General features: G+C 44.3%; 13 protein-coding genes and 1 pseudogene. 6 read left to right on the top strand and 8 right to left on the bottom strand.

The annotated features are described in order from the left end of the window. Together HP456_RS12270 and HP456_RS12275 are read left to right on the top strand one after the other, a co-directional pair. Positions 1–374 (top strand): VanZ family protein (locus tag HP456_RS12270; RefSeq protein WP_172251462.1); only part of this gene is annotated, 374 nt, incomplete at its 5' end. A 116-nt stretch (positions 375–490) separates the two neighbouring features. Further along, the gene (locus HP456_RS12275) at positions 491–634 is read left to right on the top strand and encodes a hypothetical protein (RefSeq protein WP_172251463.1); all 144 of its coding nucleotides are present in this window, start codon (positions 491–493) and stop codon (positions 632–634) included. A gap of 276 nt (positions 635–910) precedes the next feature. On the opposite strand, the gene spoIID is transcribed toward HP456_RS12275, so the two are convergent. The 4 genes from spoIID to HP456_RS12295 form a co-directional block, all read right to left on the bottom strand. Continuing rightward, positions 911–1,924: a stage II sporulation protein D gene (spoIID, locus tag HP456_RS12280; RefSeq protein WP_172251465.1), complete on the bottom strand. Its 1,014-nt coding sequence runs from the start codon at positions 1,922–1,924 to the stop codon at positions 911–913. A 653-nt stretch (positions 1,925–2,577) separates the two neighbouring features. Further along, positions 2,578–3,888: a UDP-N-acetylglucosamine 1-carboxyvinyltransferase gene (gene murA, locus HP456_RS12285; protein ID WP_172251467.1), complete on the bottom strand. Its 1,311-nt coding sequence runs from the start codon at positions 3,886–3,888 to the stop codon at positions 2,578–2,580. A 32-nt stretch (positions 3,889–3,920) separates the two neighbouring features. After that, the gene (locus HP456_RS12290) at positions 3,921–4,670 is read right to left on the bottom strand and encodes a YwmB family TATA-box binding protein (protein WP_172251468.1); all 750 of its coding nucleotides are present in this window, start codon (positions 4,668–4,670) and stop codon (positions 3,921–3,923) included. 426 nt (positions 4,671–5,096) lie between these two features. Further along, entirely contained in the window at positions 5,097–5,333 is a 237-nt protein-coding gene (locus tag HP456_RS12295) for a DUF1146 family protein (protein WP_172251469.1), read from the bottom strand. Positions 5,334–5,802: 469 nt separating this feature from the next. Here HP456_RS12295 and HP456_RS12300 point away from each other — a divergent pair, with 469 nt between their 5' ends. The 4 genes from HP456_RS12300 (at position 5,803) to HP456_RS12315 (ending at position 8,722) form a co-directional block, all read left to right on the top strand. Beyond that, a complete protein-coding gene (locus HP456_RS12300; protein WP_246289002.1) occupies positions 5,803–6,399 on the top strand; it encodes a hypothetical protein in 597 nt (198 codons plus the stop codon). A gap of 137 nt (positions 6,400–6,536) precedes the next feature. Beyond that, the gene (locus tag HP456_RS12305; RefSeq protein WP_172251470.1) at positions 6,537–6,689 is read left to right on the top strand and encodes a hypothetical protein; all 153 of its coding nucleotides are present in this window, start codon (positions 6,537–6,539) and stop codon (positions 6,687–6,689) included. Next, positions 6,679–8,031, top strand: coding sequence for an arsenic transporter (locus HP456_RS12310; protein WP_172251471.1), 1,353 nt, complete (start codon positions 6,679–6,681; stop codon positions 8,029–8,031). Before HP456_RS12305 ends, HP456_RS12310 begins: the two co-directional genes overlap by 11 nt. A 22-nt stretch (positions 8,032–8,053) precedes the next feature. Next, positions 8,054–8,722, top strand: a complete 669-nt coding sequence (locus HP456_RS12315; protein ID WP_172251472.1) for a YwrJ family protein — start codon at positions 8,054–8,056, stop codon at positions 8,720–8,722. A gap of 157 nt (positions 8,723–8,879) precedes the next feature. On the opposite strand, the gene HP456_RS12320 is transcribed toward HP456_RS12315, so the two are convergent. The 4 genes and pseudogenes from HP456_RS12320 to HP456_RS12335 form a co-directional block, all read right to left on the bottom strand. Beyond that, positions 8,880–9,284 carry a F0F1 ATP synthase subunit epsilon gene (locus tag HP456_RS12320; protein WP_172251473.1) on the bottom strand — a complete coding sequence of 135 codons (405 nt, stop codon included), beginning with the start codon at positions 9,282–9,284 and terminating at the stop codon, positions 8,880–8,882. A gap of 22 nt (positions 9,285–9,306) precedes the next feature. Then, positions 9,307–10,710: a F0F1 ATP synthase subunit beta gene (gene atpD / locus HP456_RS12325; RefSeq protein WP_172251474.1), complete on the bottom strand. Its 1,404-nt coding sequence runs from the start codon at positions 10,708–10,710 to the stop codon at positions 9,307–9,309. A 196-nt stretch (positions 10,711–10,906) separates the two neighbouring features. Continuing rightward, the gene (locus tag HP456_RS12330) at positions 10,907–11,764 is read right to left on the bottom strand and encodes a F0F1 ATP synthase subunit gamma (protein WP_172251475.1); all 858 of its coding nucleotides are present in this window, start codon (positions 11,762–11,764) and stop codon (positions 10,907–10,909) included. Positions 11,765–11,872: 108 nt separating this feature from the next. Continuing rightward, positions 11,873–12,705 (bottom strand): annotated as a pseudogene (locus HP456_RS12335) (F0F1 ATP synthase subunit alpha); the annotation flags it as partial.

Consider the following 12,705-nt stretch of genomic DNA (forward strand, 5'->3'; position numbering starts at 1 on the left):
TCTGGATCCTGTCCAGCAACCCGGATGATGCGGTCATCCGCTTTCCTGATAATACGGTAGACCGGTTTATCAAGGAGTCCCTCCATTTAATCGAATTTGCGATTCTCTATGGATTATTCGTGCTGGCTCTGCTCGCGAATGGCTTGCTGCGTTACTCCCTTAACTTCACTGCAGCACTAATTGCGATCTTCTACGGATTTGTCGATGAAATTCATCAGTCGTTTGTACCGTACCGTTCCGCAACAATGATCGATGCAGCGAAGGACCTGATCGGTGTCACCGTTCTGTTCTGGATTGTAAACCGGACGTATTTCAGGGATCCCGAACATGGAATGAAGAAATATATGAAGAAGGTTGAGAGGTATTTTGGTTAATGAAAAAAAAGATGGACTGCTCCTGAGCCAAATCGGCTTTTGGGAGGGTCCATCCTTTTTTATTTTTTGTTGAGATTGCTGGGGTTGGATGTACATGGTATAGAGCAGGTGGATTTGTGCCTGGTACAATCAGTTGGATTTGTGCCTGGTACAAACAGGTGGATTTGTACCTGGTACAAACAGGTGGATTTGTACCTGGTACAAACAGGTGGATTTGTACCTGGTACAAACAGGTGGATTTGTACCTGGTACAAAAATAGTTGAATTTGTTCCTGGTACAAATAGTTGAATTTGTTCCTGGTACAAATAGTTGAATTTGTTCCTGGTACAAATAGTTGAATTTGTTCCTGGTACAAATAGTTGAATTTGTTCCTGGTACAAATAGTTGAATTTGTTCCTGGTACAAAAACAGCATTTTGTTCCTGGTACAATTCTTCAAACTGTGCCAGGCACAAAACCGCCAATTTGTTCCTGGCACAAATGATCTGTGCCTGGCACCACATCCGAGTATCCAGCACCGCCCTCACCGGATGTCCCTACCGCTGTGCCGTCACCTTCTGCAGCAGTTTCCCGGAATCGGTAATATCCACGCCTTTATAGTAGTGGGTCACGATTTGTTTGTAATCCTTGCCTTCCTTCGCCATACCGTTCGCTCCGTATTGGCTCATGCCGACTCCATGGCCGTAGCCTTTTGTTGAGATGACGATATGATTGTCTTTCAGGTACCAGCTGAAATCAGAGGATTTGAGACCTAGTTTATCCCTGATCTCGCGTCCGGAGAATGACTTTCCATTGATGTCCACATTGGCGACACGCTTTCCTTCTGTCCTGGAGGTAATCGTGCCGACCGATCCATCTTTTGTCAGGGTGACACCCAGTTTTTGTTCGAATTCGGAAATGGGAATGACCTTTTGATCGGTGAATTTTGGAGATTTGGCATCCCATGGACTCTTCACGCTTCGTAAATAAGGGATTTCATTTTGCCAGTAGGCTTCTGAGTTTTCCGTGTATCCGTTGCTTGTTGAAAAGAAGGCCGCTGTGATCGGCTTGCCGTCGAATGTCAGCACCTGTCCTTTCGTTTCAAGGACGGCTTCAGATATCTTTTTCAGCTTCCATTCTGAGTCGGCGCCCCAAAGGGTTGTGAGCTCCGATGGATTTTTGAATACCTGATGGTCAATCGTATCGGTGACATCCGCTCCCTTTGGAAGGGATGGGTCTTCTGTCATCATTTTGTTCACAATGAATGTCCTGGCTGCAAGCGCCTGTGCTTTCAATGCTTCTTTTTCAAAATCTGCAGGCATTTCACCAGCCAATACCCCTACTACATACTGCTCTAATGGCAGCTTCTCGATCACTTCCTTCTCTGACCGGTAGACAGCCACCTCAACTGAATCTGCGAGCTCCCCGACTCCAGGAGCGCTTTCCAGTTTCTCATTCAAGTTGGTCTTTTCTTTGTCCGATGAAAACGGAAGCACAAGAAGAGTGGGTACGATAAAGATGATACAAATGAAGATTGAGAAGACGATCAGTACTGGTTTTAATTGCGTCATGTTCGCTGCCTCCAATGAAAGATTAAATAGGAGAGTGCCTACGCACACTTCTCCATTCTTTTTCATATGTATGGTAGTGGACAGGCTTTTATGATTGAAATTTGTTTTGTATTGGTGGACATTTATTCGGTTTATGAGTTGAAAATACAATGGTGAAAGTTGGGTGTAAAAGGTCGAAATTTGAAAATAAAATCGCAAACTTGATCGTACAACGGGAAAAGTTGAAATAAATCGTACTAGTACACGTATGGTTTTGCGGACTATCCGTATTCAGCCGTGGACGGCGGTGTTTAGGGAGTAATTTTCATAAATATAGAAGAGCACGACCTTTACAGTAATCACGTTTCTTTACTCACATTATCCCATTTTGAGGCAGGAAAGCACAAACTATTTCGTTTGTGAAGATCGGGTCAGTCCAACGAGCAACTTTATTATCGAAATTATTCTTCCTATCATTAACACTTCATTAGTGAAGATAAACAAATCAAACCGTTACGATCAATAAAGCAGGTATTGCCAAAAACAAGCTTCCGGCACACAGATTACACTGCACACCACCACTTCCTGCTTGGAATTGGTCAAAAATCAAAACAAACAAAAAAGGCAAGCTTCCCCGTAAAGAAAAGCTTACCTTTTTCAAATAATAATATATGTTATGCGTCTTTCAGCATGCTTTGCTCTGATACAGCTGCATCTGTTTCTTCCATTTCCTTCACGCGTTCGATGTCAGCACCGATGCCCGCAAGTTTCTGGTGGAAGTTTACATAGCCGCGGTCGAGGTGCTTCAGTTCGGTTACACGTGTGTAGCCGTCGGCAACAAGTCCTGCGATGGAGAGTGCAGCGGCTGCACGTAAGTCAGTCGCAGCTACTTCTGCTCCTTGAAGTGCAGTTGGTCCCTGCATGATGACAGAACGGCCTTCGATCTTGATGTCAGCGCCCATGCGGCGGAATTCTTCCACGTGCATGAAGCGGTTTTCAAAGACTGTCTCCGTTAACACACTTGTACCTTCCGCTGCTAGAAGAAGCGCCATCATTTGTGACTGCATATCCGTTGGGAATCCAGGGTGAGGCATGGTTTTGATATCGACGGATTTTAGTTTATCCGGTCCGATGACACGCAAGCCTTCTTCTTCGTCAATGATGGTAACGCCCATTTCTTCCATTTTTGCAACTAGAGAAGATAAATGTTCAGGAATCGCACCTTTTACGAGGACGTCCCCTTTTGTGATGGCCGCAGCCACCATGAATGTTCCCGCTTCGACACGGTCAGGAATGATGCTGTGTTCGACACCGTAAAGGCGTTCAACACCCTCGATGCGGATCGTTCCAGTTCCTGCGCCTACTACGTTTCCACCCATTTTATTGATAAAGTTTGCCAAGTCGACGATTTCAGGTTCTTTTGCAACATTCTCCAGGATTGTGGTTCCGTTGGCAAGGGCTGCTGCCATCATGATGTTTTCAGTGGCACCCACGCTTGGGAAATCAAGGTAAACCTTTGCACCTTTCAATCTTCCGTCAACTTCCGCTTCGATAAATCCGTTACCGACCTTCACTTTGGCTCCCATAGCTTCGAACCCTTTCAAGTGCTGGTCAATTGGTCTTGAACCGATGGCACAACCGCCTGGCAGTGCCACACGTGCTTTACCCGTACGACCGAGAAGTGATCCCATGACTAGAACGGATGCACGCATTTTGCGCACATATTCGAATGGGGCTTCTACAAATAACTCTCTTGATGCATTCACGACAACCTCATCATTATGGAACTCAACATCTGTATTTAAATGACGTAATACTTCATTAATCGTATATACATCGGAGAGTGGTGGTACATTTGTAATTTTGCTTTTTCCTTCACTTGCTAATAATGTAGCAGCGAGAACAGGTAAAACGGCATTCTTTGCTCCTTCAACTTGCACAGTACCGCTTAAACGCTGACCGCCGCGGACGATAATTTTTTCCAAGAGTATTCCCCTCCGCGTCCATTTTCTCTATATTAATATTCAATCGTCAGGATGGGTGTGCCAATGACAAAGGTTGTCTTGGTGCCCATTCCACTTTTCCTAAGACCCAGTTGTATATTCATTTCTTTATCTTTTGTTGGTATGGACCGTGACATTTGTTTTGAGTATGCGGAAACGGAATGAAAGTCTTCTTCTTCCAGTGACTCCGTTTCGGCTGCGTCAAGAATCGACATCATTTCGACGGCCTGATTCGACAAAACTTCATCAAGCGTATCATTGAATTCGCCTTTTATACAAGAGAAAATCAAAGGTTTAGTAGTAAAAATGATTTCCATGTTTGGGATAAATTGTTTTTTCAAGTATCTTGATGTCTTTTCTCCCTGGTATTCCTGATTTCCACGGATCTCATACATAATGTACGAAATCGAATGTCCATTTCCGAGGGTACGTTGAAGTTTAATTGTTTCTTCCCCGTGAGAAGTCTTGCGAGTTCCCACAACAATTACCTCTTCAGCTTTATCTTCAGTCGCCCATTCGAAATCAGAAAAAGTTTCTTGCATATTCTTACTATATTGGGCAAATCCTTTATTCGTGAAGCTTTTTATGTTTTCTCTTGCATATAGAGACCATTCAGTAACTTCACCGCTCGTTTGGGTAATGGCGTGATCAAGCTTTTCGATGTCTAATAATTGATTAGCTTCGATAGTGTTCTTCCCATTAATGATAGGCAGGAAACCTAATCCAACAAAAAATATTAATATAATGTAAAAATACCGTCCCATTTTGCATTCCTCCCCTTAGGTAAAAGTCTTTCCTATACGTGGGAGAACATACTTCCAAAATGTCGTCATCTTTTTACATTTTTTTGTTGTGGGCATGATTCTATTCGGGTTTGCATCGTATGAAGAATTTTCAGATGATTTTTGTTAAAAGCATCTTGTCGAACAAGCTATTCGCGAGATGAAAAATGCTCATTACGCCTCCAGTACAGCCTTTTGAGGAAGAAAAGTGAAAGCGGATTCAGCTTGAAACTTTTTCACAAACATGCAAATACAAAATTAATCTTACTCAAAACAGGCCCTAAAGAAAACATGCAGGAAGTCCTATTTTTTGTAAACAAATTGTCTTGAGTTTTTAATTTGTTTCGTTCCTTCCCATCTATCTTCATAAAAAGATGCCCAGAATGGCTTCACACTGCGAAAAAAGCCTCATTGAAAGAACGCCGGCAGCTGCTGTGACCACAGATAATAATCGAGCAGGAATCGGCTGACGGCTGACCCGATCGCAATTGTCAGCAGGATGAATAATAATCTCCCTTGAGCGACCCGGTTTTTCTTCAGCAGTTTATCAAGCTGGATGGCCTGCAGCGACCAGAATGTCACCCCGAACACAAATAAGTGTACGAGCATGCTGATCAATGCCTGTTGGCTGAAGCTCTCTACCATGACGTTTCTCTCCAATCGATAAAAATTCGACGCACCTAGACCATTTTACCACATCCCCCACTACGTTAGAATGAAATTTCCCCGTTTGGATAAATTTTTTTCAGAGAGTTCATATAATATACATTCTTTCATCCACCCGATCAAACGGCTAAACTCGTCTCGCGTCACATTAAAGCGCTGACCCCATACCAAGATTCAGAAAAAGACTCCCCCGATAAAGTACCCTCCTCCACTCTCTGCCCATTAACCTTTTGATTTACTAGATTCACCTATGTACGTTTGTCCCAATCTGAGCTGGTGTTTTACTCCTGCCTTTTCAATTGAGGTGCGCCGGGTTTGATCTATTCTGTGAAGTCATTGTTTTTCCCCCTTGAACTCTAGTAAAACGGGCTATCTTCTTAGTAACTTGTCACGGCATGACACATATACATGTAGTGTAAATGTTTATTAAATTCAGGAGGGAAATAGTATGAATAAAGTGTTAATGTCAAGTTTGATTGGCAAGGTTGTCAAGATCAACCGTGGTGGTCCGGAAGCCCGGACAGGTTTATTATTATCAGCCGGGGAGGATTATTTCGTCCTTCAGACAAAAGAGGAAGGCGTCCTTTACTTCACTTCCCGCCACGTGAAGAGCATCACTGAAAACACGAAGCAGGGAATCGAATTTGAAAGTGAAGGGGCTGAATCATTGGTTTGGAGCAGCGCAGCTGATTTCACTTCCATGCTTGGCGATCTTAAACATCAGTGGGTGACGATCAACCGCGGAGGTCCTGAGAAAATCGAAGGTGTATTGGATGATGCAAATGACGATTACCTCACACTCATCCATAACGAAGAAGTCATCCGACTTGCCTCTTACCATGTAAAGAGTGTAGCAATTCTTGTCAAGAAGAAGGAAAAGGAGAAGGCTGAAGATAAAGCCGAAAATAATCAAAGCAGCGATTCAAATCAATCTTCCTCAGAAAACAAATCAAACAACAATTCTCAAAACTCTAAGAAATCCAATAAGAATAATGCTAAAAACACTAACCGATATTACTATGAAATCGAAGCTATGGACTACTAATTGCAAACTGGTTGTTTTAAACATGTATTTCAGATATAACAAAGGGCTGAATGCATCCCGGCGTTCTTTCTGCTTAGAGTAAAGAATTCCGGGAATACCCTGTGTTTATCTAATTTTAGAGAGGAGGAAAAATGTTGTTGATGACCATCTATTTTATATTATTGGGAAGCTTGTTTTATTTCTTATTTCTATCTGCTTCTGACGAAAAAGAGGACAAACAATATGCAGATTATCCAATCGACACACCACCTCTGCCACATATAAAAGAGGCGAATCAGCATGTTAGATAGTACATTCTTGTGGATGACTTTCATTTTTTCCGTCACCATCATCGTGATGCTGTGGCGTCCATTCGGCCTGAATGAAACGATTCCTACGTCAATCGGGGCAGGACTCGTCTTACTGATCGGGATTGTGCCGCTATCAGATGTCCTGAACATCTTCTCCATCGTGAGCGGAGCTTCACTTACGATATTATCCACCATTATGATGTCGATCGTATTGGAAAGCATAGGCTTCTTCAAAATCGTTGCCACCAACATCGTCAATCGGTCGAGGGGCTCGGGAAGGAAACTTTATCTTTACGTCATCCTCTTATGCTTTATGATGACCATGTTCTTTAACAATGATGGCAGCATCCTGATCACCACTCCCATCATCATTCATATCACTTCATTGCTGAAATTAAAAACCCGCCAGAAAATCCCCTACCTTTTATCAGGTGCTTTAATCGCGACCGCTGCAAGCGCACCGATAGCCGTCAGTAACATCTCAAACCTGATCGCCCTAAAGATCGTAGGCCTCAGCTTGCAGGACTATATTAAAATGATGTTCGTTCCATCCATGATCGGAATCTTCCTCATTGCGCTACTGCTCTTCCTCTATTTCAAAAAAGATATCCCTGATAAAATTCTACAAGTATCCGTTAAATGGAAGTCTCAAGCTCAGAAGTATTCTTACACTCATCCGCTGTCTTCTTCGAATAAAGAGAAAGAAGTCGATTGGGGGCTGATCAAAGTTTGTCTTGTCATAGTCGTCCTGACCCGTGCAGCATTCTTTGCCTTGACGCCATTCGGTATATCTCTCGAGGTTATCGGCCTGGCCGGTGCAGCCATCCTGATTCTGGTACGGTGGTTCCGGACTGAAATGGGGATCAAAGATATATTTAAAAAGACACCGTGGCACATTCTATTGTTCGCATTCAATATGTACGTACTGGTTTACGGGCTGAAGAATGTCGGTCTGAATCAATTCATCGTTGATCAGTTCAGAAATTTAATTGTCGGACAGCCCCTCAATGCCAGTCTCATTATGGGAATCTTCCTGACCGTGGCCTCGAACCTCTTCAATAACCTGCCGGCCGTAATGATCGGAACGTTGTCGATTACCGAAATGGGGCTTGACCCTCATATTCTTCAGATTGCATACCTTGCGAATGTCATCGGCAGTGACATCGGAGCGCTGTTGACACCGGTTGGAACACTTGCCACATTAATCTGGATGTACATTTTAAAATCGAACGGCATTAAAATTTCTTGGGCCAGATATATCAAAGTTACCATCGTCGTGATTCCGATCGGTCTGATCGTCAGCCTGCTTAGTCTATATCTTTGGGTTGAGCTTTTATCTTAATATGGAAGGAGTGTAGAAAATCTTGAAAAAAGCATATTCATCATTTATCGGAAAGGCAGTGATAGTCGAGCTTACCGGAAAAAAACAAATCAGCGGTTATCTCATCGATGTAGGGAGTGAGGTACTCATTATCTTCAATGGAGAAGACTACATTTATATCTCGAGTATTCACATTCGGTCATTGAGAGTAGTGTCGGTTGAAGAACTCGATATCGCTGAGCCAACAACCGGTCCTATGCTGGAACAGGAAGACGAACTTGCATTGAGGAAAATTCTCACATCCGCTAAAGGGGTGTTCATCGAGATCTACTTGACGGGAAATCAATCCATTCACGGCTATATCACAAGCATCATGAATAATTACTTTACCTTCTACTCGCCTGTCTATAAAACCATGTATATCTCCCTTCAGCATTTGAAATGGATCACCCCCTACTCAGGCTCACTTTCTCCTTACGCCCTTGGAAAGGAAAAATTGCCGGTCAATCCGAGTCAGCTTTCCCTTGCCAGAAGCTATGAAATCCAGCTTGGGAAACTGACAGGTCAGCTTGTCGTCTTCAACCTCGGCCAGCAGCAGGACTCAATTGGAAAAATAGAAAAAATAGAAAACAACATCATCCAGCTCATCACCGCCAGAGGCAAATCCACCTACATCAACCTCCAGCACATCCAAACCGTCCACCAGCCCTGACTCAAGAGATTATTTGAAATGCCAGTTCCTCGATCTTATTAAAGGCCTTTGAAAGCTCTTCTCACGCTTAATTGTACGGCGGGTCGGACGGGTTCCAAGGTTCTGGGGATGCACGTAAAAAAACACCCTCTCCAACCAGGAAAGGGTGTTTTCTTTATTAGAAGTTACGTTCGGAAACGTTAATTCTGTTCATGGCACGCTTAAGGGCGAGTTCGGCACGTCTGAAGTCGACGTCATCCTGCTGAGCCTGCATGCGGCTTTCTGCACGGCCTTTCGCTTCTTTCGCGCGTTGTACATCGATAGCTTCTGCTGTTTCAGCAGACTGTGCTAGAATTGTCACCTGTTCAGGGCGGATTTCCAAGAATCCTCCGCTGACAGCTACAAGCTCAGTGTTACCACCTTTTTTCAGGCGTACCGCACCGATCTGTAGTGGAGCAACCATCGGAATGTGTCCAGGTAAGATTCCAAGCTCACCGCTTTGAGCTTTCGTGCTCACCATTTCCACTTCTGAATCGTACACTGGGCCATCGGGAGTGACAATATTGACTTTTAATGTCTTCATTTTCTTCCCTCCTGGTCCCTAATTATACCTCTACGCCCATTTCTTTAGCTGCTTTCAGTACGTCCTCGATTGGACCTACTAAACGGAAAGCATCTTCTGGAATGTGGTCGTATTTACCTTCAAGGATATCTTTGAATCCTTTTACAGTATCTTTCACTTCTACGTAAGATCCTTTTTGTCCAGTGAACTGTTCAGCCACGTGGAAGTTCTGGGATAAGAAGAATTGTACGCGGCGAGCACGTGCAACAGTCAGCTTATCATCATCTGAAAGTTCATCCATACCAAGGATCGCGATGATATCTTGAAGTTCTCTGTAACGCTGCAATGTCTGCTGTACGTTACGGGCAATTGAATAGTGTTCTTCTCCAACGATTTCTGGAGAAAGAGCACGTGAAGTCGATGCTAGTGGATCCACCGCAGGGTAGATACCCATCTCAGAAAGTTTACGCTCAAGGTTCGTTGTTGCATCCAAGTGAGCGAATGTTGTTGCAGGAGCCGGATCCGTGTAGTCATCGGCAGGTACATAGATCGCTTGGATCGATGTAACGGAACCAACGTTTGTAGACGTGATACGCTCTTGCAATTGACCCATTTCAGTAGCAAGTGTCGGCTGGTAACCAACGGCAGATGGCATACGGCCTAGAAGGGCTGATACCTCAGAACCTGCTTGAGTGAAACGGAAGATGTTATCGATGAACAGAAGTACGTCCTGTCCTTGCTCATCACGGAAGTACTCTGCCATTGTAAGACCCGTCAAGGCAACACGCATACGTGCACCAGGCGGCTCGTTCATTTGTCCGAATACCATCGCTGTTTTCTTGATAACGCCAGAGTCGCTCATCTCGTGGTAAAGGTCATTTCCTTCACGCGTACGCTCTCCAACACCTGCGAATACCGAGATACCGCCATGCTCTTGGGCGATGTTGTTAATAAGCTCCTGGATTAATACGGTTTTACCTACACCGGCACCACCGAATAGACCGATCTTACCACCCTTGATGTATGGAGCAAGTAAGTCTACTACTTTGATACCTGTTTCAAGAATCTCAACTTCAGTGGAAAGTTGATCGAATGTAGGTGCCTGCCTGTGAATCGGATCGCGACGGATGCCTTCTGTAAGCGGCTCGTCTAAATCGATTGATTCACCCAGAACGTTGAATACACGACCTAAAGTTACATCCCCAACTGGTACAGAGATTGGTGCTCCTGTATCAAGTACGTCAGCTCCACGTTGTAAACCGTCCGTAGAAGCCATCGCGATCGTACGTACAGAATCATCACCTAGGTGAAGGGCAACCTCTAATGTAAGTTCAGCTCTATCTGCAATTTGGACCTTTAAAGAGTTGTAGATATCAGGAAGTTGGCCGCTGGCGAACTTGACATCAACAACTGGACCCATTACTTGAAGAACGTGTCCTTTGTTCATCTCTTTCCCTCCTAACTAGCTTTTGACAAAAACTTTATGAAAAATTGACGGTCATTCCTAACCGTTATCGTGCCGAAATGCGGAAGGGCTTTGCCGAGAGGCGACAAGCATAAGACGAGTCCACATAAAAGGCGCTCTTTGCCTTTTTTGTGGATTTGGCTTATGACCTCGAGCCTCTAAGCCCTGCAGCTGGACACTATTCGAGTGCGGCAGCTCCGCCGACGATCTCAGTGATTTCCTGAGTGATCGCAGCCTGACGCGCACGGTTGTATTTAAGTGTAAGGTTATTAATGATTTCCTTCGCATTATCTGTTGCATTTCTCATTGCTGTCATACGAGCGGCATGCTCACTTGCTTTACCGTCGAGTAAGGCACCGTAAATCAAGCTTTCAGCGTATTGAGGAAGCAATACTTCGAGAATCTCTTCCGCAGACGGCTCGAATTCATACGAAACCAGCTTGCCGGAAGTATTCAGGTCCGTTAATGGAAGAACTTTTTTCTCGGTAACATCCTGCTGGATGGCACTAACATAGTGGTTGTAGAACAAGAATAGTTCATCGTATGCCTCAGCTGAGAACATACCAACCGCTTTGTTGGCGATGTCTTTAACGTCAGCGAAACTTGGCTGATCCGGAAGACCGACGACCGTTTCGATTACGTTATAGCCTTTTTTACGGAAAAAGTCAGCTCCAACACGACCCAGAGCGATAATGGCAAATTCATCATTAGAGCTGTGACGCTCTTTAATACGATTGCTAACAGCACGAATGACGTTACTGTTATATGCCCCCGCCAAACCGCGATCTGAAGTAATCAAGAGATACCCGGTTTTTTTAACGGGGCGGGAGACTAGCATCGGATTCGTTACACCCTGACTACCTGCAGCAACAGAAGTCACCACTTCCTGAATCTTGTTCATGTAAGGGACGAATGATTTCGCATTCGTCTCTGCACGGTTCAATTTAGAAGCAGATACCATTTCCATTGCTTTTGTGATTTGACTTGTTTTTTTGGTAGAAGTAATACGAGTTTGTATATCGCGTAACGATGCCACTGGTTCTCACCACCCTTTACATATTGTTAGACATAGGGAGCCCGGCATTAATCGAAATGCCCGCGGCCCTGATTCCTATGGTTATGCCGATTTATCGGCTCATTATCCTTATTCTGACTTAATGAATGTCTTCTTGAATTCGTTGATCGCTGCAACCATTGCATCGTCTTCAGGAAGACCTTTTGTCGTACGGATATGGTCTAACAGTTCTGTATGGTTGTGATCTAACCAGCTTAGGAATTCACCTTCGAAACGACGAATGTCTGTTACTGGAATATCATCTAAATGACCTTTAGTCAATGAATAAAGGATCATGACTTGTTTTTCAACTTTAAGCGGTTTGTTAAGATCCTGCTTCAGTACTTCTACTGTACGCGCACCACGATTCAGTTTCGCTTGTGTCGCTGCATCAAGATCTGATCCGAACTGAGCGAATGCTTCAAGCTCACGGTATGCCGCTAAGTCAAGACGCAGTGTACCGGATACTTTCTTCATCGCTTTGATTTGTGCGGATCCACCAACACGGGATACGGATAAACCTGCGTTGATCGCCGGACGTACACCGGAGAAGAACAGGTCGGATTGTAAGAAGATCTGTCCGTCTGTGATGGAGATAACGTTTGTCGGGATATAAGCGGAGATATCCCCTGCTTGTGTTTCAACAAATGGCAATGCAGTGATGGAACCGCCGCCTTTTGCATCACTTAATTTCGCTGCACGCTCCAATAAACGGGAGTGCAAGTAGAATACGTCACCAGGGAATGCTTCACGGCCTGGAGGACGACGTAACAATAGGGAAAGCTCACGGTAAGCAGAAGCCTGCTTGGAAAGATCATCATATACAACAAGAACGTGCTTGCCGTTATGCATGAATTCTTCACCCATCGTGATACCGGCATAAGGTGCTAAGAATAGCATTGGAGCCGGTGAAGCAGCTGATG

Source organism: Bacillus haikouensis, from assembly GCF_013179555.1.
In the GTDB taxonomy this organism is placed as follows: Bacteria; Bacillota; Bacilli; order Bacillales; family Bacillaceae_B; genus Rossellomorea; species Rossellomorea haikouensis_A.

Bases quoted from the DNA above. Each gene is read 5' to 3' on its own strand.
- spoIID (WP_172251465.1), bottom strand. From the start codon at position 1,924: ATGACGCAATTAAAACCAGTACTGATCGTCTTCTCAATCTTCATTTGT.
- HP456_RS12295 (WP_172251469.1), bottom strand. From the start codon at position 5,333: ATGGTAGAGAGCTTCAGCCAACAGGCATTGATCAGCATGCTCGTACAC.
- HP456_RS12290 (WP_172251468.1), bottom strand. From the start codon at position 4,670: ATGGGACGGTATTTTTACATTATATTAATATTTTTTGTTGGATTAGGT.
- atpD (WP_172251474.1), bottom strand. From the start codon at position 10,710: ATGAACAAAGGACACGTTCTTCAAGTAATGGGTCCAGTTGTTGATGTC.
- HP456_RS12320 (WP_172251473.1), bottom strand. From the start codon at position 9,284: ATGAAGACATTAAAAGTCAATATTGTCACTCCCGATGGCCCAGTGTAC.
- HP456_RS12300 (WP_246289002.1), top strand. From the start codon at position 5,803: ATGAATAAAGTGTTAATGTCAAGTTTGATTGGCAAGGTTGTCAAGATC.
- HP456_RS12310 (WP_172251471.1), top strand. From the start codon at position 6,679: ATGTTAGATAGTACATTCTTGTGGATGACTTTCATTTTTTCCGTCACC.